The following is a 17,104-nucleotide window of genomic DNA, read 5'->3' as shown; positions in this document are numbered from 1 at the left end:
GTCCGAAGCATATCGTAGCGTCATGAACGTCCGAAACAGATGATCTGAAATATACGGTAGGAGCGGGCACGATGGATCTTGCGACAGCCCTCCGGTGGACCACCGAGAGATATCCGCATCGTCGCGCAGTCGGCGGCGCCGCTCCGATGTCCTACGCCGAGTGGGACGCGCGCACCGAGCGCTACGCCCACGCCCTGCACGACCTCGGAGCAGCCGAGGGGAGCCGCGCCATCTTCATGCTCCAGGGGGGCGAGCCCTTGGCCACCCTGCACCTGGCTGCACAGAAGGCTCGGATCGCGTCCCTGCCACTCTCCACGCGCTTCGGCACGGAGGAGCTCGCATGCTGCATCGGCGACTGCGATCCCGCACTCATCGCCGTGGACGAGCACACCTACGACCTCGTCGTCCGAGCAGTGGAGACGGTCGAAAAGCCTCCGCCCCTCGTGTGGGCGGGTCATCCGGACCACGCTCCCGCAGGGGTTCCCTCGGTGGCGCGACCCGCTGACCGGGCGCCGAGCACGATCGTCCCTGCGAAGCCACGGGGCGAAGACATCAGCGTCATGCTGTACACCTCCGGGACGACCGGACGCCCCAAGGGCGTTCCGCGCACCCACCGGGCCGAGCACTACGCGGCGCTGGCGCACCTGGTGCAGACCGGCCACGGTCCCGGTGAGGTGACCCTCGGTGTCATGCCGCTGTTCCACACGATGGGTCTCCGCAGCCTGCTGGCGACCGTCCTGTCGGCGGGGACCTGGGTGCCGCAGGCCAAGTTCGATGCTGACGAGGCGCTCGAGCTGATCGTCGGCGAGCAGGTCAGCGCTCTCTACCTCGTCCCCACGATGTACTGGAGCCTGATGCACGGCGACCGACTCGGCGAAGCCACGTCGCTGCGCAATCTGGCCTACGCCGGCGCCTCCATGACGCCGACTCTTGCGCAGCGGCTCGTGCGGACGGTGAATCCTGCGCGCTTCGTCAACCACTACGGCAGTACCGAGATCTACACGTTCACGATCGGCCCCGACAACATCAGCAAGCCCGGCTGTGCTGGACGAGCCGGGTTGTTCTCCCGGATCAGGCTCGTCGACCCCGATCCAGGGGCGAGCCCTGACCAGGTCGTGCCGGACGGTGAACGCGGGCAGGTGATCGCGTCCTTGGACAGTCCCGAGGCATTCGCCGGCTACTGGAACCGGCCCGACGCCGACGCCAGGGCCATCCGGGACGGCTGGTACTTCACCAACGACCTCGCCGTCGCCGACGAGGACGGTGACCTGTGGGTCTCGGGCCGCGTCGACGACATGATCAACTCGGGCGGCGAGAACCTCTACCCCGAGGAGATCGAGCACGCACTTGCCGCCTGCCCGGACCTGGAAGAGGTCATCGTCGCAGCCACCCCGCACGACAAGTGGGGTCAGGCGGTCACCGCGTTCGTCGTGGGACGCCCCGGGGACTCGGCCGAGGCAACGCTCTCGAAGGTCGAGCAGTTCGCCCGGGAGGGGTCGGGGCTGCCGTCGCTGAAGCGGCCCAAGCGGTACGTCGTGGTGGACCAGATCCCCAAGTCCGCTGTCGGCAAGATCCTTCGCCGTCGACTCACCGCAGGTGAGTTCGAGACCCTGGCCGACACCGAGGGAGGTGCTTCCGCGTGACCGATCTCGCTCGCGTCGAGGACGCCGCGCTCCTGACTGGCCAGGGGCGGTTCCTCGACGACCTGGACCCGCTTCCGGGAACGCTCGTGGCGGCAGTCGTCCGTAGCCCCCATGCGCACGCCCGGATCCGGTCGATCAACTTCGACAGGGCCCGTCGGATGCCCGGCGTGGCTGCGGTGATCGGACCCGACGAGGTGCTTGCGACGCTCAAGCCGTTCCCGCTGTCGGTGAAGACGCCCCACCCCTACTACCCGACCGCCACCGACAAGACGCGCTTCGTGGGCGAGCCCGTAGCCGTCATCGTGGCATCCGACCGGTATCTGGCTGAGGACGCCGCGGAGCTCGTGGAGGTCGAGTACGAACCGCTTCCGGTCGTCGTTCGAACCGACCAGGCCCTCACGCCTGAAGCCCCACTGCTGCACGACGAGTCCGACAGCAACGTCGCCACCGACCGGGCGTTCACCTTCGGTGACGTCGACACTGCATTCGCTGAGGCGCCGCATGTCGTGACCCGTAGCTACTCCTTCCCCCGCTACTCCTCGACACCCATGGAGTGCTACGTCGTCGTCGCTGACTGGCGCGACGGCCCCGGCGGCCCCGAGATCACTGCGCACGCCAACTTCCACGGCCCCTTCTCGATGGCGCCCGTCGTCGCCGGGGCCCTCGGGATCCCCACCTCGTCGCTGCGCCTGATAGTGCCCGGAGACATCGGCGGCAGCTTCGGCATCAAGTCTGCGGTCTACCCGTACATCGCGCTGATGGCCCTGGCCAGCAAGCATGCGGGCAGGCCCGTGCGGTGGACCGAGGACCGGCTCGAGCACCTCCTCGCCAGCTCGGCCGGCTCCGACCGCCTGATGACGTTCGAGGCCGCTGTGGACGACGACGCAGTCATCAGTGCGCTGCGAGTCGACCTCATCGACAATGTCGGCGCCTACCTGAGGCCCCCGGAGCCGAGCACGCTCTACCGCTGCTTCGGCAACATCACCGGCGCCTACAAGATCGACGCCGTGGGTATCCGGGCACGCGCCGTGGTCACGAACAAGGCGCCCACCGGGCTCAACCGCGGCTTCGGCGGGCAGCAGCTGTACTTCGGCCTCGAGCGACTCATCGACGACATCGCCCGCGAGCGCGGTCTCGACCCCGCAGAGGTCCGCCGCCGCAACATGGTCTCGGCGAGTGCCTTCCCCTACGCCACTCCGAGTGGGGGGATCTATGACTCGGGCGACTACGAACGAGCGCTCGAGCTCGCCCTCGACAACGCCGACTACGAGCGACTCCGCAAGGAGCAGATGGCCGCGCGCGAGAACGGTGAGTGGATGGGGATCGGGATCGCGACGATCGTCGACCCGTCGGCGACGAACATCGGGTACGTCGGTCTCGCCACCCCTGTCGAGGACCGCACCGCCAAGCGCGGCAAGTCCGGGTCGACCGAGCACGTCCGTGTGTCGGTCGACCCGCAAGGAATCGTCAGCGTGCTCCTCGGGACCGTCCCCCAGGGGCAGGGACACGCGACGGTCGCCCGGGACATCGTCGCTGAGCACCTCGGCCTGCCACGTGAACAGGTTCGCCCGCGCGTGGAGATGGACACTGCGACAACTCCGTGGACGATCAGCTCGGGAAGCTATTCCTCGAGGTTCTCCCCGCTGCTGACCAGCGCGCTGCTCGAGGCCACCGACCGGATTGCAGCCACCATCAAGGTGGCCGCCTCCGTGCTGCTCGAGATCGAGCCAGAGCGGCTCGAGCTCGCAGACGGGATGGTGCGCGCCATCGACGATCCCGGACAGTCGGTGGCGTTCCGGCACGCGGCCGGGCTCGTCCACTGGGACCCCGGCTCCCTGCCGGACGACTTCGCGGCCCGGCTCTACGAGGAGGCCGCTTTCACGCCCCCGCAGTCGAAGGCGGCCTCACGCACCGACCAGATCAATTCCAGCCTCTGCTACGGCTTCGTCGCCGATGTGGTGGTGGTTCGGATCGACCGGGAGACGCTGACGCTGACGATCGAGAGCCTCTCCAGTGTCCACGACGCCGGCACCATCTTGAACAAGACCCTGCTGGACGGGCAGGTGCACGGCGCGATCACCCAGGCCTTGGGCGGAGCGTTGTTCGAGGAGATGACCTACTCGGACGCCGGGCAGCCCACCGCGGGCACCTTCATGGACTATCTCTGCCCGACCTCGGCAGAGTCGATCTTCCCGCTGATCAGCGACCACCTGGAGACACCGTCACCCCTGACCAGGCTCGGCGCGAAGGGCTGCGGTGAAGGCAGCTCGATGAGCCTCCCGGTGGCGATCGCCAATGCCGTCGCCGACGCACTCCACCGCGAGGGCGTCACGATCGACTCGCTGCCACTGCACGGAAACGTCCTGCACGAACTGCTCACCCAACCGAAGGGAAACTGACATGCCACTCACCGGAGGCGAGATCCGGCTCGAGCGCAGCCACGACGGCCGCGTCGCCCACCTGGTGCTCGACCACGGGCGCTACAACATCATCACGATGGAGACCCGTCGGGTGATGGCGGAGCGCTTCGCCGAGATCGACGCGGACAAGCGCGTCCAGGTCGTGGTGATCCGGGCCGAGGGGGAGCACTTCACCTCGGGTGGCGACATCGCCGGGTTCATGGAGGTCGAGCCCGTCGACCTCACCGACCTCGGTCATGACGTCACCGCTGCCGCCCGCAGCCCGAAGCCGGTGATCGTCGCGATCGACGGCTACTGCTTCGGCGTCGGGCTGGAGCTCGCGCTGTCGGCCGACATCCGGATCGCGACGGACCGCTCACGGTTCGCGTTGCCGGAGATGAAGCTCGGGATGATCCCGGGCAGCGGTGGGACCCAGCGCCTCGCACGGCTCATCGGGCTCTCCCGCGCGAAGTACCACATCCTGACCGGCGAGCGGATCACTGGACAGCAGGCATTCGACTGGGGCCTGACGTCCCACAACTGCGCCGACGCACAGGAGCTCGAGCAGGCCGTCGACGAGGTCGTGACCAAGCTCCTCGGATACTCGTCGATGGCGCTGCGGACCGCCAAGGAGGTGCTTGACCGAGGGGTCGACGGCCCGCTCTACACAGGTATCGAGCTCGAGCGGAAGGCCTACTCCATGCTGAGGGCCAGCCACGACTTCGCCGAGGGAGTCGCAGCATTCGGCGAGAAGCGGGCTCCGCGGTTCGAGGGGCGGTGAGTTCGTGTGAAGGCCGCGCCGTTCGCCTACGTCCGCCCCGGCACCACAGCCGACGTGGTGGCCGAGCTGTCCCGCGACGGATCCAAGGTGATCGCCGGAGGACAGTCGTTGGTGCCGGTGCTCGCGATGCGCCTCGGGCGGCCGACACAGCTGGTTGACATCAATGCCGTGCCCGAGCTGAGGCAGCTCGCCCGGGACGACGGGTCCCTCCGGGTCGGCGCCACCGTCCGCCAGCGGCAGCTGCAGCGGGAGGAGATCGGCGCTGCCGTGCCGCTGGTGCGGCTGGCGCTGCCCTGGGTCGGCCACCGCGAGATCCGCAGTCGCGGCACCGTTTGCGGCAGCATCGCCCACGCAGATCCCTCGGCGGAGCTTCCTGCCGTGGCCGCTTGCCTGGAGGCGACGATGGTGCTGACAGGTGGTCGAGGCACCCGCCAGGTGGCTGCCGCCGACTTCTTCACCGGCGCGCTGTCGACGGTGATCGAGCCGGACGAGCTCCTGTCGGAGGTGATCTTCCCGGTCGCGAAGCCTGGTGATGGGTTCGGTTTCGGAGAGTTCGCCCGGCGGCACGGCGACTTCGCGCTGGCGGGCGTGGCGGTGCGGGTACGCACGTCGGGTGAGTCGGTGGACGCGCGGCTGACCTGCTTCGGCGTCTCGGACGTGCCAGTCAGCGTGGACGTGTCACCGCACCTTCGATCCGCCCTCCAGATGACCGGCCCACAGCCGTCACGGGCGGATCTGGTGTCCGCCCTTGCCGAGCACACGGAGGAGGTCGCTGAAGATGTCGTCAGCACCGGAGGCGACAGTCACGCCAGCCCCGCATACCGCCGCCGGCTGATCAGCGCTCTCGCCGCCCGTGAGGTGAGTCGCGCCTACGTGTCAGCCAGACTCTCCCGACCTGAGGAACGCTCCTGATGAACCTGCCGCAGACCCACGCCCGCACCGAGGCCGATCGGGCCGTCGAGGTGAACCTCTCCATCAACGGCAGCGACGTCGCCCTGGCGTTGCCGGCCCGCGTCACCCTGTCCGACGCCTTGCGGGACCACCTGGGGCTCACTGGCACCCACGTCGGTTGTGAGCACGGGATCTGCGGCATGTGCACGGTGCTCGTCGACGGCGAGGCTGCGCGGGCCTGTCTCCTGTTCGCGGTCCAGCTGGATGGGGCCGAGATCACCACCGTGGAGGGGTTGGGCAAGCCGGACCAGCTTCATCCGTTGCAGGAGTCGTTCGGTCGACACCACGGCCTGCAGTGCGGCTTCTGCACGCCGGGCTTCCTGATGAGCTCCTACGACCTGTTGACGCACGAGCCCGAGGTGCAGCGCGAAGACCTGCCCACTGAGCTTTCCGGCGTCCTGTGCCGGTGCACGGGATACCGCAACATCGTCGACGCTGTGGACGAGGTCGCGCAGGCACACCGCGGAGCCCTTCCTGGCCCGGCAAACTGCGGGCAGCGCACCCTCGTCGGACGAACCACCGCGACTGCGGCGACCTCGGCAGCCGTCGGAGCCGAGCGCACCGACGAGGAGGAGCTGGTCGAGCGCCCGCAGGAGATAGTCCTTCCCGCCGGCGACCCCACCATCCATGTCGATGTCACGAGCCAGCTGACCTCCGCACCGGACGAGGTGGCCCGCGTCTTCGGCGACGTCCGGCTGCTGGCGCGCTGCCTGCCAGGGGCGGAGCTGACCGACGACCTCGGCGCCGACTGGTACAGGGGACGGGCACGCATCGCCCTCGGCCCGATGCGGATGGCCTTCAACGGAATCGCGCACATCGAGGAGCAGTCCGACGAGCGCATCGTCATGAAGGGGCAGGGCAAGGACACCGGCGGCGGCGGGGCGCAGGCCAGGATCGTCATGACGGCTGCGGCTGCTGACGATGGCGGGACTGTTCTGCAGGCCGAGGCGGACGTCTTCTTGACGGGACGGATCGCCGGCTTCGGCCGGTCGCTGGCCGGCGACGTGAGCCGTCGGATGTTCCAGGAGTTCGCTCGCGCCGTGGATCGGGCCGCCTCGGGGGAGGAGCCGACCACGGATGCGCAGCCGCCTCGAGCGTTCTCACTGCTTGTTGCCACGATCGTCGACCGGGCGCGGCAGCGTCTTCGCCGGCTGACCTCCCGCGGTGAGTCTCGACGTTGACCCCCTCCTGAGCAGGTGATGGTGCAGGCTCGGCCGACGTGCGGCTGGCTCCGTACGGGTCGGGGATGCCTGTCCGACGCGAACCTTCCGCTGAGGACGTCATCGACCATCACGCACAAGGGGGCACGAGGGCGCCTGGTCTGAACTACGCCCGCGAACCACGCGCAAGGATTGCGCCCGACACGCTCATGGCGAGGCCCAGCACATCGACGTGGGAAACCGTAGGGGTGCCGGAATCGCCGACGGTGTTGACGACCAGCACAAGAAGGCCGATGAAACATAGGACAGCGCCAAGCGCAGGCAGGGTGTTCATTGCGCCGAAGAATACCGATGCCTACCTCGAGGGGAGGTAGATCGATGGCGTTCGACAAACCTGGTCGCGGGCGCTCGCTGTGCATTCACTGCACGAGCGACTCAGTGGCGCGGGTCAGCCGGTCCCGAACGAGGAACAGAACCATGGGAACCTTCCCTCGAAACAACACCGAGCTCGCTGTCGACGTCGACGGCTCCGGCCAGCAGCACCGTGCGCAAGCGGGCGGCATGACCATCGCACTGGAACAGTGGAACGCAGGCTTGGACACCGCCGAGTGGTTCGCTGAACTTCCCGACGGAGCCTGCCAGGAACCACACTGGGGGTACTGCCTAGGGGGCACGGTCACCATGCGGTACACCGACGGTGAGACCGAGGTCATCTCCGCCGGGGAGGCGTACTACATCCGGCCCGGCCACAACGCCCACATCGACAGTGACGCCGAGTTCGTCGAGGTCACCCATGCCGATCACGCCCCGGGTATCAACACCGTCGAACTGGAGGCGAGCCGAAAGAGCCAATCCGTGTAGCGCCCCTCAGGCGGGGTCTCGTCGGGGCACCACCAGCCTGCAAACGTTTACGTGGCGGTGACTCGCAGGGTGGCGAGGGTGGGATCAGCCGCATAGGCGATCCGGACCCCGGCGCGGCATGCGTGCTCGAGGGCGTTGAGCGTTGCGGTGGTGATCTGCTCGCCCGGCGCGAGGACGGGGATGCCGGGTGGGTAGGGCGCGACGAGCTCTGCGCTGACGCGGCCGACGGCGCGGTCGATCGGGACCGGTTCGGCGGCCGCGAAGAATGCGTCCCGGGGCGGTATGCCGGGGACGGGGTCGAGGCGGTACGCCGCTGGGCCGACGACCGGTCGTGGGGTGTCGCGTAGGCGCTCGACGGACCGGATGATCGTGTCGGTCAGCGCTGTGAGCCCGTCTGCGGTGTCGGCGAGCGAGACGACGGCGACCAGGACGTCGCGGTCCGCGGACTCGAGCGGAAGCCCGGCCGCCAGAAGGTCCTGCTCGACGGCGTTGCCGTCGGCGCCGGTGCCCGCCAGGACGAGGGTGAGCTTGAGCGGGTCCACGTCCGGGCCGTCGAGCACGGTGAGGCCGTGGACCGACCGTAGTCTCTGGCGTGCGTCAGCGGTCGCCGCGATCGCGTCGCCGAGGAGCTTGTCGCCGTCGCGCTCGAGCAGCGCGCGGGCCGCGTCGGTGCTGGCGAGGATCGCGCCGGCAGGACTGGTGGTTGCGGTCGCCTCGACCCCAGCGTCGAGACGGGCCGGATCGAATCGCTCGGTGCGGGCGAGAACGAGTGCTGCCTGGCTCCAGGCGGGGAGGGTCTTGTGGGCGCTGGTGACCATCGCGTCGGCACCGAGCTGCAAGGGGTGGCGAGGCAGGTCGGGGTGGAAGCCGAAGTGTGCAGCCCAGGCTGCGTCGACGATCAGCGGTACGCCGTGCTCGTGCGCGACACCGGCGAGCCCCGCGACGTCGCCCACGGTGCCGACGTACGACGGGTCACCGACGAAGACCGCTCTGGCCTGCGGATGGGTCGCCAGGGCGCGTCGTACCTCCCCTGGTGCGACGCCCGTCGGCAAGCCCGTGGCCGGGTCGACCTCGGGTTGGACCCAGACCGGGTTCAGTCCGGCCAGGACCAGCCCCAGGAGGAGGGAGCGGTGCAGCGTCCGGCTCACGATGACGGTGTCACCGTGCTGGGCCACTGCGAGGGCGACGGCTTGGTTGGCATGGGTGGCGCCGCCGGTGGAGAAGCGGCAGAAGTCCGCGCCCCACAAGCGTGCCGCGCGGGCCTCGGCGTCGGCCAGCGCGCCGGTGGTGAGCTTCATCGTGTCGAGGCCGGCGTAGAGCGGGACGTCGCCGGCGACCACGTCGCCGACCAGGTCGGTGCGCTGCTTGTGGCCGGGAATGGTGAACGGTGTCGGTGGGTGCTCGCGGAAGCGCAGCCAGGCATCCAGAAGTGGTGCGTCGGCGCGGAGTTGGCGGGGATCAGTCGGCATCGGAACTCCAGTCATTCAGGACTGTGCTGAGAGCACGCTCGCGCAGGTGCTCAACGATTCGGGACCCACCGCGGTCCTCGCTTCCTCCATGCCTGAACCCTAGGGAACAACCGACTCAGGCGCGCCGTCTCGCTCGGTGACGCCCGGGGACCCTGATTGGGGATCTCAGGGTCGTCGGACCACAGCATTCCGTCTGATCTCCTGGTGAGCAGGCAGGGCGGCGATGGTTTGCCCTGCGACCTTCCCTGAGCCCAGCCGTCGATGTGAACTACTCGCGACCCCGCACGACCTCACCCTTTCGATCCGCACCGGCTCGCGGCGGAGGTGACGCAGCTCCGATATGAAGCAGCACCGACGGTTCCGAGTGACGATCGTCACGGGGAGCGTGACTTGGACGGGATCCGTGAGGGCGGCGAAGTTCGGGGCGCCTTTGTCATGGGGTCCAGGGGTCTGCCAAGGTGAGGCTGCTACCGCACATCGGAAGGGAATCCGGGCTCTTCATGGTCACGAACGTTCAATGGAGGATGGCAGCGGTCACCGCTGCGCTGCTCGCGGTCGGCGGCGGCGCGGTGGCGCTCGGCGCCTCATCGGCCGCGAGCTCGGGAGTCCCAGCGGCAACCGTTGCGGTGCAGGCGATGAAGGCCGACGAGGCCCCCTTGGCGCGTAGGATTAAGCCGGGGAAGAGGTACGCCGGTATGGCGACTTTCTATGACGCGAACGGTGCCGCGGGGGCTTGTTCGTACGATGCCGGTACCGAGGTCATGACCGCGGCCATGAACACCTACGACTACGACACGGCGAACGCTTGTGGCGCCTATGTCAAGGTCACGGGGGTCAAGAACGGCAAGTCGGTCATCGTCCGGATCACCAATCTGTGCCCGGGATCGTGCCGCTTGCACCAGCTCGACCTGAACCCCTTGGCCTTTGACAAGCTCGACGATCGTCACGCGGGCGAGACTCCCATTACCTGGAAGCTCCTGAGCCGCAAGAAGGCCGCCGCCGGCATTTCGCTTCGGTACAAGGTCGGGTCGAGCCAATGGTGGTGCGGGATTCAGGTGATCGACCACCGGAATCCGGTCGCCCGGTTGTCGGTCAATTACCAGGGCACGTGGAGGCGCCTCAAGCGCACCGAGTACAACTACTTCCTCTCTCCCGAGGGCCATGGGTGCGGAGAGAGGATCAAGGTGACCGACATCTACGGTCAGACGCTCACGATTCGAGCCCTGAAGATCTTGCCTGATGTCACTCAGGCCACGAAGAAACAGTTCATGAGGCACTGACGTCAAACACCCAGGGCGACTGTCGTATCGAGGTGCCGTTGACGCTCGAGCCGATGGTGACCCACGGCTCGGACAGCGCCACGTAGTTGCCGTGTTCGCGAACCCATCCACAGTGCCCACGCCGCCGATCGCACCGGCTGCGGTGGAGTAGTACATCTGTGTAGGCGGGGCCGAAGTTGCTTCTCGGACCGCAAGCTCCCCAAGAAGCGCGCCTACGCCTTCGTCGCCGACCCGGCGTGGCAGGGAACGGGGGCTGCGCGGCGACACGTGGTCGCGACCATCGCGAACGGACGTTGCCCGGCACGCGACGGTAAGACGCACCCGGGGCACGCTATGGCACCCAATGGCGGTCAGCGGGGCTCGCGCTCAAGTTCTAGTGGACCCCTGCGCGTGATCCGCGGAAGTATCGCATCGTTCCTCGCATCCTGCAGCATGTGCCCATGTCCGCCCATAGCTGGATCGCGATCAACGGTCACCCTGTGCTGACGCAGCGAGAGGGCTATCTCGACGACCTCCTCGCACTGTTCCAGGAGTCGGAGTCAGTATCCGAGGAGAATCGGATCGCGGATGGACCGGGCTATGCCTACCAGTCAACGGTGGCTCACCTGCGCGATCGCCTACGGTTGCTGGGGTTCACGCCGGGAGTGGCCTCTGCCGAGTTCGAGCAACACACTCAAGCCTGGTTGGACCGGAACCCGAACCCAGGCGCCGACGAGATGGGCGTAGAAGTTCGTAATGCGGCCGCTATTCGCACTGAGGTTCGCGCCTATCTGAACAGCGACGATCCATACGCCACTTACGACGACTACGGAGAGCCGTTCTTCAGTATGGATCTGCGCACTCAACTGCGCCTCCATCTGGACGCAGTTGTCGACGAAAACGCTCTCGTCCGATACGAGCTGGACGACCTCGTTCGCTACGAACTAGTCACTCCCGGCGAAGCCCTCGCCGACAGGGCCCGGGCCGACAATCAAGACGAGTTACTGAAGGGTGCACCACTGATTGTCCTCACCGAGGGATCCTCTGACTCGAAACTTCTCGCCAGCGCAATGCGGGTGACGCATCCGCATCTCGAAGGATTCCTACGCTTCATGGACTTCGACCGCGGTGCACCAGGCAGCGTGGGTCATCTGGTGAACCTAGTTCGCGGCTTTGTAGGTGCTGGTGTAGCCAACCGGGTCGTTGTCCTGGCCGACAACGACACCGCGTCGCGGTCTGCCTTGGCGGCCATCGATGCCAGCCTCCCGCCGACATACCGCGTGGTGCACTACCCCAACCTTGATCTGCTGCGCAGCTATCCGACCCTTGGTCCGCAGAGCGACATCCCAGTGCCGATGGATGTCAACGGGCTAGCGGGATCACTGGAGATGTACCTCGGCGAGGAACTGCTCCGTGACAGCCAGACGCTTGTCCCGGTTCAGTGGACCGGTTGGGATCAGAAGCTCGGCGCCTATCAGGGTCAACTGATCGGCGGGCACAAGGACCGCATCCAGCGCGCCTTCCGAAGGAAGGTCGAACGAGGGTCGAGTCCACGGTCGTGGTGGATGAAGGGGCCACCGCGTGATCCGGTGGCTGCACTCTAGGCAGTGAGTGCGGCGGGTGTCAGGTCCTCCTTCTGGTCGGTGGTCTCGTTGGTGTTGATGAGTGCGATGCGGGAGCGTGCCAGGACGTCGAGTCCGAGGTAGCGGCGGCCCTCGGCCCAGTCGTCGTGCTGCTCGGCTAGGACGGCTCCGATGAGTCGGATGGCGGAGTTGCGGTCGGGGAAGATCCCGACGACGTCGGTGCGTCGGCGGATCTCGCGGTTGAGGCGCTCGTTGGGATTGTTGGACCAGATCTGGCGCCAGATCTCTTTCGGGAACGCGGTGAAGGCCAGGATGTCGGCGCGGGCTTCCTCGAGGTGCTCGGCCACGGCGGGGAGCTTCTCGTCCAGGGTGTCGATGACGCGGTCGAACTGGGCGTGCACGGCCTTGGTGTCGGGCTGGTCGTAGATCGAGTGCAGCATCGCCTTGACCCAGCCCCACGACGACTTTGGTGTCGCGGACATCAGGTTCGCCGCGTAGTGGGTGCGGCATCGCTGCCAGGCGGCACCGTCCAGGGTCGCCGTCATCGCGGCCACCAGGCCACTGTGGGCATCGGACGTGACGAGCTTGACGCCGCTCAGGCCGCGGGCGTTCAGGCCGCGGAACAGGGTCAGCCAGCCGGCCTCGGACTCGGCCGAGCAGATGTCCACGCCGAGGATCTCGCGGTGCCCATCGGCGTTGACGCCGGTCGCGACCAGGACGTGGGTGTTCACGACCCGCCCGCCCTCGCGGACCTTCATCGTCAACGCGTCCGCGGCCAGGAACGTGTACGGCCCGGCGTCGAGTGGCCGGGTGCGGAAGTCCTCCACGTGCGCGTCGAGCTCCTTGGCCATCACGCTGACTTGCGACTTCGACAACCTGGTGATGCCGAGGGTCTCGACGAGCTTCTCCATCCGCCGCGTCGACACCCCGAGGAGGTAGCAGGTTGCCACCACTGTGGTCAGGGCCCGCTCGGCCCGACGGCGGCGCTCGAGGAGCCAGTCGGGGAAGTACGAGCCCTCGCGCAGCTTGGGGATTGCAACCTCCATCGTGCCGGTGCGGGTGTCGAAGTCCCGGGTCCGGTAGCCGTTGCGGGAGTTGGTCCGCTCCGGGCTGCGTTCGCCGTAGCCGGCGCCGCAGATCGCGTCGGCCTCGGCCGACATCAACGCCTGCACGAACGTGGACAACATGGTCCGGAGTAGGTCGGGCTCGGCACGCGCCAGGTGCTCGGTCATGAACGTGGGCAGGTCAATAGAGTTGGGGTCGACGGTCATCGTGGTGACTCCTTCAGTCGTGCTTTCGCAGGTCTTCTGAAGGATCACGCGGTGGCCGTCGCTATGTCAGGACGCCACGCTCACGTCGGGCCCGTCGTACACCACGCCCATGGACTCAACTCGAACGAGCCCTGGAGGGCGCCGAGTCGACCGAATCTGACTGGACTGGCGTGGAAGCCGTGTTCGAAGCCATTCTTCACGCGTTCGACTAACGGCAGTCGCCTGCCTGATCGTCTGACTTAGTGGACGGCGGCGTAGGCGGCGGAATGACTGTCCCGCTTGACCCGCGCTGAGGCGTCGGGATCAGATCTTCGACGCCCAGTCTGGCAGCTGCTTTCAGCACGTTTTGGGCGCTAGCACCCGCAGCCGAGATGCCTCGTGAGGCAGCGTGCGCGGTTGCTCCGCGACGTAGTTGGGGCGCGCCGACTTCTCTGACGGCCGCACCCCTCTGCGCGGTCCGACTGCGGCCAAGAAGCCAAGCGTCTGATCGGCGACTGTCGGTGGCAGCACCTATCGTCCTGGTCTATGAGTGATGGCCTGCCACCCAAGTCTGAACACGAACTGCCTGACTCGACCTACCCGTACGGGCCGTGCCCCCGCTGCGGTCGGGCTAGCAACTTCACCCCACAGGGCACCGCTCCGGTTACCTTCGATGAGTCCGGTGGGTACTCGATCGCCCATGACGGACATCACGAAAGAATTCACGAAGAGCAACTGGTCATTCTTCAGTGCCAAGGGTGCCGGCAGAACGTCGTCGTCGTGGAAGAGCAATACGTCGGCGGCCAGCGCAAGCGCGATGGCGGAAGGTCAGGCGTCGTCGAATGGCGCGGCGTGCACTGGTGGCCCAGTCCGGGCATGCGACGGGGCGACCCGGACATTCCGAGAGCAGTGGCAGACGCGATCGCCGAGGCCGAGCGATGCTTGAGTGCAAATAGCCCACGCGCGGCCGCGGTGATGTTCCGCGGAGCTTTAGCCGAGATCGTAACGCAACGAGGGTCAGAGACCGCTCGGGCCAAGGGCAGCCTGTACGCACAACTTGGACAGATGGCGTCGGACGGAGATCTCGATGACACCTTGGCCGATTGGGCGGACCACGTACGCGTTCTCGGCAACGCGGGAGCCCACCCGCTTGAGCTGGAGCCGGTTTCCCGTGACGAGGCCGACGAGCTCAGCCGGCTGGTGAACGCGCTCGTCGAATACCTCTTCGTCCACCCGGCGCGCGTGCGGCGCGCGCGGGCCGGACGGCAGTGACTAGGCCATTGTCCCCACGCCGGCCCGCAGTCGTGACGTGTGTATCGCCCGACGAGATCGGCCGAGGGCGGCCCCGATGATCGACGACCCGAGCGATCAGGGTGCGTCCAACATCCCTTCGGTCGAGGAGATGGTCGCCCGGATCCAGGTCAACGGGATGATCGCCGACAAGGTCCGAGGCTTGCTGGTCGAATCGGCCCGTCTTGTCGCGCGTGACTTCTCCAGCCTCGCCAAACAAGACTGGCCGGCCCTGGATGCTTCTGCCTTCGTCGACGACCGGGACGTCCCGCTCGACGAGCGCTACGGCACCGTGGCAGACCTGGTCCGCGACGAGGCGCGGCTTGACCTGCACACAGTGGCCGACACGCTTCGCGGCTACGCAGCCCTTGTTGAGACACAGTCCTCGTTCGTCGGAGCGGTCGCCGTCGGTCGTGCCGTCTACGAGTCTTCGATCTGGGCGTCGTCGGTCATGGATCCAGCGGTCACGTCCGAGGTCCGGGCTCAGCGTGCGCTCACTCGTCGTCTCGCCCGCCTGCACGCCACGCGGCGACACACGACGCTTCTCGACGCCACCGTCGACCCCAATCTGGAAGCCTCCGAAGAGATCGAGCACATCCTCGCCCTGGTGGAGACTCGCTCTTGGAAGAGGATCAGGGGCCAGTACGCGCCGAGCATCGGCTCCAAGCTCAGCATCGAGAAGCTGGCTCCAACCCTGCCCGGCGCGCTCGGTGTCGAGGACTATGCGTGGGGCTCGTCGTCGTCGATGATCCACGGCGAGCAGCCGAGCCTCGCGCAGAACTGGATCACCTTCGCCTTCGAGCAGGTACCTGCGTGGTTGACCGGTCCGTGGACGGCGGGTGTTCCCTACGGCAGCCGCATCGCCCTTGCGACGACGAGCGAGTATCTCGGCGTCGTCGTCGGTCACCCAGCTTGGGAAATGCTCCACAAGACGTGGGACATAGCTTGCTCGCAGCCCGGCGGGTGGCGGATCTAGGAGCCAGGATCGTCGCCTGATCGAGGCCCGAGCCCCCAGGCAGATCCGGATGTCCCCGAGAAGCGGAGCCGGTAAGACGCCCGTTCGATCGCGTGGCGGTCACCCAGATTCGCTGGTGGGCACTTCGTTGGCGGGACGTCGTGCACGTTTTGGTGCCCCGCGTTCCCACCAGTCGATAGGCGGGCCTTCATGCACCTGGCGCGCGGTGATCTGGACGTTGCCGATATTGCAGAACTTCCAGAGCTCTTTCGCGGCACGTGAGTACTGGAACAGGACCTCGTCTACGTCGAAGGCCTCAAGTTCGCCGCTGCGGAACCGGTCGATCGCTTCGGCTACGTGCGCGAGGAGTTCGGCGAGCTTCGCTTCGTGGTAGGTCGCTATCGCCTCACGTGCCTGCCGACGATCCGATTTCTGGGACACGAACTGAGGCTAGTGTGAATCGCCGAACGAGAGAATGCGTGCACTGATCGCGGCTGATCCGGAGATCAAGACGACTAGCGAGCGGCTTTCAGGATTCCGGTTGTCGAAGGTTTGCGAATCATCGTCGTGCCGATTCCTGTGCCATGGGAAGACCCATCGGAAGAGACTCAAGCCAGGACGTCGGCACCAGCACTCGTCCGCGCAGTGGCATCGCCTCGCGCCGGCGGCCTCTGCCACCTTGTTGCCCACGGCAAGAAGCAAGTAGGCGCCAAGCAGGAACCCTACGAGCCGCTTCATGACAGCACCTCGACCAACTGCGCCAGGGTGGGCGACCCGGCCAATCCATCCGGCGTTGAGTAAACGCGGCACGCCAATCCCGCCTGCTCATCACCAGTCGCGAAAGGATCGTGCTCGTCAACGAGGATCGTCGGGGAACCGGCGAAGCCGACGGCGATGGCGTCCTCCTGCGTCTCTACCTTGCGCCGATGAACCGTGACGTCATCACGTGGCACGAGTTGGACAGCCTCCGCGAGGCGCTCATCAGCCACCGTCCAGTTTGGGCACCCGTCGAAGTAGAGCAACTCAACCTTCATGACCCATCCTTCACGTCGCCAAGGGGGCGGTGCCTGTCTACGGAGTATGCACCGATGTCCTGAGCGGCGACGGATGCACCATCCGGACCTGAACCAGATCCGGACGGCGCCGACAGGCGGCGCCAAGACGCACCCCACCAGACGCCCCGTCGGGATGGAAGTACGTCAATGTCCGACGCCTGTTCGTCTACCTCGAGCACCTCATCGAGGAGGGCGCGAACCGGGCGGTGTTTGAGCGCAACCGAACGCTCCAGAAACAACTTCGGCGCGGCGGTTTGCACCCGCTACAAGACGCCGGGCGATCAAAAGCTGCCTACTTCGACGCCGCCGCACTTTCGGTCTGATCCCCGATGGGATGCCGAAGCGGTCGTCGACGGCGGGCCCCACTTCATCGTGCAACGAATCGGCCTGTGCGCCCAAGGTCGAGCGGTGGAGTAGGGGTTCGGTGGCCCTATCGGCTTGGGCCCAC

Annotated in this window: 15 protein-coding genes; 10 read left to right on the top strand and 5 right to left on the bottom strand. The window is 67.1% G+C overall.

Annotated features, from left to right (window positions below; translation table 11 throughout):
- Positions 1–71: 71 nt before the first annotated feature.
- Genes EXE59_RS06125 through EXE59_RS06105 form a run of 5 tightly spaced genes read left to right on the top strand, consistent with a single transcriptional unit; the run spans position 72 to position 6,955 of the window.
- The gene (locus EXE59_RS06125) at positions 72–1,643 is read left to right on the top strand and encodes an AMP-binding protein (protein ID WP_135838108.1); all 1,572 of its coding nucleotides are present in this window, start codon (positions 72–74) and stop codon (positions 1,641–1,643) included.
- Entirely contained in the window at positions 1,640–4,042 is a 2,403-nt protein-coding gene (locus EXE59_RS06120; protein WP_135838107.1) for a xanthine dehydrogenase family protein molybdopterin-binding subunit, read from the top strand. The genes EXE59_RS06125 and EXE59_RS06120 overlap by 4 nt, the downstream gene beginning before the upstream one ends.
- A gap of 1 nt (position 4,043) precedes the next feature.
- Positions 4,044–4,823, top strand: coding sequence for an enoyl-CoA hydratase/isomerase family protein (locus tag EXE59_RS06115; RefSeq protein WP_135838106.1), 780 nt, complete (start codon positions 4,044–4,046; stop codon positions 4,821–4,823).
- Positions 4,824–4,829: 6 nt separating this feature from the next.
- The gene (locus EXE59_RS06110; RefSeq protein WP_135838105.1) at positions 4,830–5,735 is read left to right on the top strand and encodes an FAD binding domain-containing protein; all 906 of its coding nucleotides are present in this window, start codon (positions 4,830–4,832) and stop codon (positions 5,733–5,735) included.
- On the top strand, positions 5,735–6,955 hold the full coding sequence (locus EXE59_RS06105; RefSeq protein ID WP_135838104.1) for a 2Fe-2S iron-sulfur cluster-binding protein: 1,221 nt from the start codon (positions 5,735–5,737) through the stop codon (positions 6,953–6,955). The genes EXE59_RS06110 and EXE59_RS06105 overlap by 1 nt, the downstream gene beginning before the upstream one ends.
- 145 nt (positions 6,956–7,100) lie before the next feature.
- Here the strand turns inward: EXE59_RS06105 and EXE59_RS23675 are convergent, their stop codons facing one another.
- A complete protein-coding gene (locus tag EXE59_RS23675; RefSeq protein ID WP_168218418.1) occupies positions 7,101–7,268 on the bottom strand; it encodes a hypothetical protein in 168 nt (55 codons plus the stop codon).
- A 143-nt stretch (positions 7,269–7,411) separates the two neighbouring features.
- On the opposite strand from EXE59_RS23675, the gene EXE59_RS06100 reads away from it, so the two are divergent.
- Entirely contained in the window at positions 7,412–7,795 is a 384-nt protein-coding gene (locus tag EXE59_RS06100; protein ID WP_135838103.1) for a cupin domain-containing protein, read from the top strand.
- 47 nt (positions 7,796–7,842) lie between these two features.
- On the opposite strand, the gene EXE59_RS06095 is transcribed toward EXE59_RS06100, so the two are convergent.
- A complete protein-coding gene (locus EXE59_RS06095) occupies positions 7,843–9,264 on the bottom strand; it encodes an aminotransferase class I/II-fold pyridoxal phosphate-dependent enzyme (RefSeq protein WP_135838102.1) in 1,422 nt (473 codons plus the stop codon).
- A 524-nt stretch (positions 9,265–9,788) separates the two neighbouring features.
- Between EXE59_RS06095 and EXE59_RS06090 the strand changes: the two genes are divergently transcribed.
- Together EXE59_RS06090 and EXE59_RS06080 are read left to right on the top strand one after the other, a co-directional pair.
- Positions 9,789–10,544, top strand: coding sequence for an expansin EXLX1 family cellulose-binding protein (locus tag EXE59_RS06090; protein ID WP_168218417.1), 756 nt, complete (start codon positions 9,789–9,791; stop codon positions 10,542–10,544).
- 440 nt (positions 10,545–10,984) lie between these two features.
- Positions 10,985–12,127: a HEPN/Toprim-associated domain-containing protein gene (locus EXE59_RS06080; protein WP_135838099.1), complete on the top strand. Its 1,143-nt coding sequence runs from the start codon at positions 10,985–10,987 to the stop codon at positions 12,125–12,127.
- Here EXE59_RS06080 and EXE59_RS06075 read toward each other — a convergent pair.
- Positions 12,124–13,377, bottom strand: coding sequence for an IS256 family transposase (locus tag EXE59_RS06075; RefSeq protein ID WP_135837333.1), 1,254 nt, complete (start codon positions 13,375–13,377; stop codon positions 12,124–12,126). The two genes, EXE59_RS06080 and EXE59_RS06075, sit on opposite strands and share 4 nt — an antisense overlap.
- 525 nt (positions 13,378–13,902) lie before the next feature.
- Here EXE59_RS06075 and EXE59_RS24110 point away from each other — a divergent pair.
- On the top strand, positions 13,903–14,628 hold the full coding sequence (locus EXE59_RS24110; protein WP_210428902.1) for a DUF4145 domain-containing protein: 726 nt from the start codon (positions 13,903–13,905) through the stop codon (positions 14,626–14,628).
- A gap of 76 nt (positions 14,629–14,704) precedes the next feature.
- Positions 14,705–15,622 (top strand): hypothetical protein, encoded by a 918-nt coding sequence (locus tag EXE59_RS06065; protein ID WP_135838098.1) that lies wholly within the window; start codon positions 14,705–14,707, stop codon positions 15,620–15,622.
- A 99-nt stretch (positions 15,623–15,721) separates the two neighbouring features.
- Here the strand turns inward: EXE59_RS06065 and EXE59_RS06060 are convergent, their stop codons facing one another.
- Together EXE59_RS06060 and EXE59_RS06055 are read right to left on the bottom strand one after the other, a co-directional pair.
- Positions 15,722–16,042 carry a hypothetical protein gene (locus tag EXE59_RS06060; RefSeq protein ID WP_135838097.1) on the bottom strand — a complete coding sequence of 107 codons (321 nt, stop codon included), beginning with the start codon at positions 16,040–16,042 and terminating at the stop codon, positions 15,722–15,724.
- 293 nt (positions 16,043–16,335) lie between these two features.
- Complete coding sequence (locus EXE59_RS06055; protein ID WP_135838096.1) at positions 16,336–16,635, bottom strand: thioredoxin family protein; 300 nt, start codon at positions 16,633–16,635, stop codon at positions 16,336–16,338.
- Between the last annotated feature and the right edge of the window lie 469 nt (positions 16,636–17,104).

It is taken from the genome of Nocardioides eburneiflavus (assembly GCF_004785795.1).
GTDB lineage: Bacteria > Actinomycetota > Actinomycetes > Propionibacteriales > Nocardioidaceae > Nocardioides > Nocardioides eburneiflavus.
This window is presented reverse-complemented; position numbering and strand designations above follow the sequence as displayed.

Excerpts from the sequence above, each read along its gene's own strand:
- EXE59_RS06080 (WP_135838099.1), top strand. The coding sequence starts at position 10,985 with ATGTCCGCCCATAGCTGGATCGCGATCAACGGTCACCCTGTGCTGACG.
- EXE59_RS06105 (WP_135838104.1), top strand. The coding sequence starts at position 5,735 with ATGAACCTGCCGCAGACCCACGCCCGCACCGAGGCCGATCGGGCCGTC.
- EXE59_RS06125 (WP_135838108.1), top strand. The coding sequence starts at position 72 with ATGGATCTTGCGACAGCCCTCCGGTGGACCACCGAGAGATATCCGCAT.
- EXE59_RS06065 (WP_135838098.1), top strand. The coding sequence starts at position 14,705 with ATGATCGACGACCCGAGCGATCAGGGTGCGTCCAACATCCCTTCGGTC.
- EXE59_RS06095 (WP_135838102.1), bottom strand. The coding sequence starts at position 9,264 with ATGCCGACTGATCCCCGCCAACTCCGCGCCGACGCACCACTTCTGGAT.
- EXE59_RS23675 (WP_168218418.1), bottom strand. The coding sequence starts at position 7,268 with ATGAACACCCTGCCTGCGCTTGGCGCTGTCCTATGTTTCATCGGCCTT.
- EXE59_RS06055 (WP_135838096.1), bottom strand. The coding sequence starts at position 16,635 with ATGAAGGTTGAGTTGCTCTACTTCGACGGGTGCCCAAACTGGACGGTG.
- EXE59_RS06075 (WP_135837333.1), bottom strand. The coding sequence starts at position 13,377 with ATGACCGTCGACCCCAACTCTATTGACCTGCCCACGTTCATGACCGAG.
- EXE59_RS06115 (WP_135838106.1), top strand. The coding sequence starts at position 4,044 with ATGCCACTCACCGGAGGCGAGATCCGGCTCGAGCGCAGCCACGACGGC.
- EXE59_RS06100 (WP_135838103.1), top strand. The coding sequence starts at position 7,412 with ATGGGAACCTTCCCTCGAAACAACACCGAGCTCGCTGTCGACGTCGAC.
- EXE59_RS06090 (WP_168218417.1), top strand. The coding sequence starts at position 9,789 with ATGGCAGCGGTCACCGCTGCGCTGCTCGCGGTCGGCGGCGGCGCGGTG.
- EXE59_RS24110 (WP_210428902.1), top strand. The coding sequence starts at position 13,903 with ATGAGTGATGGCCTGCCACCCAAGTCTGAACACGAACTGCCTGACTCG.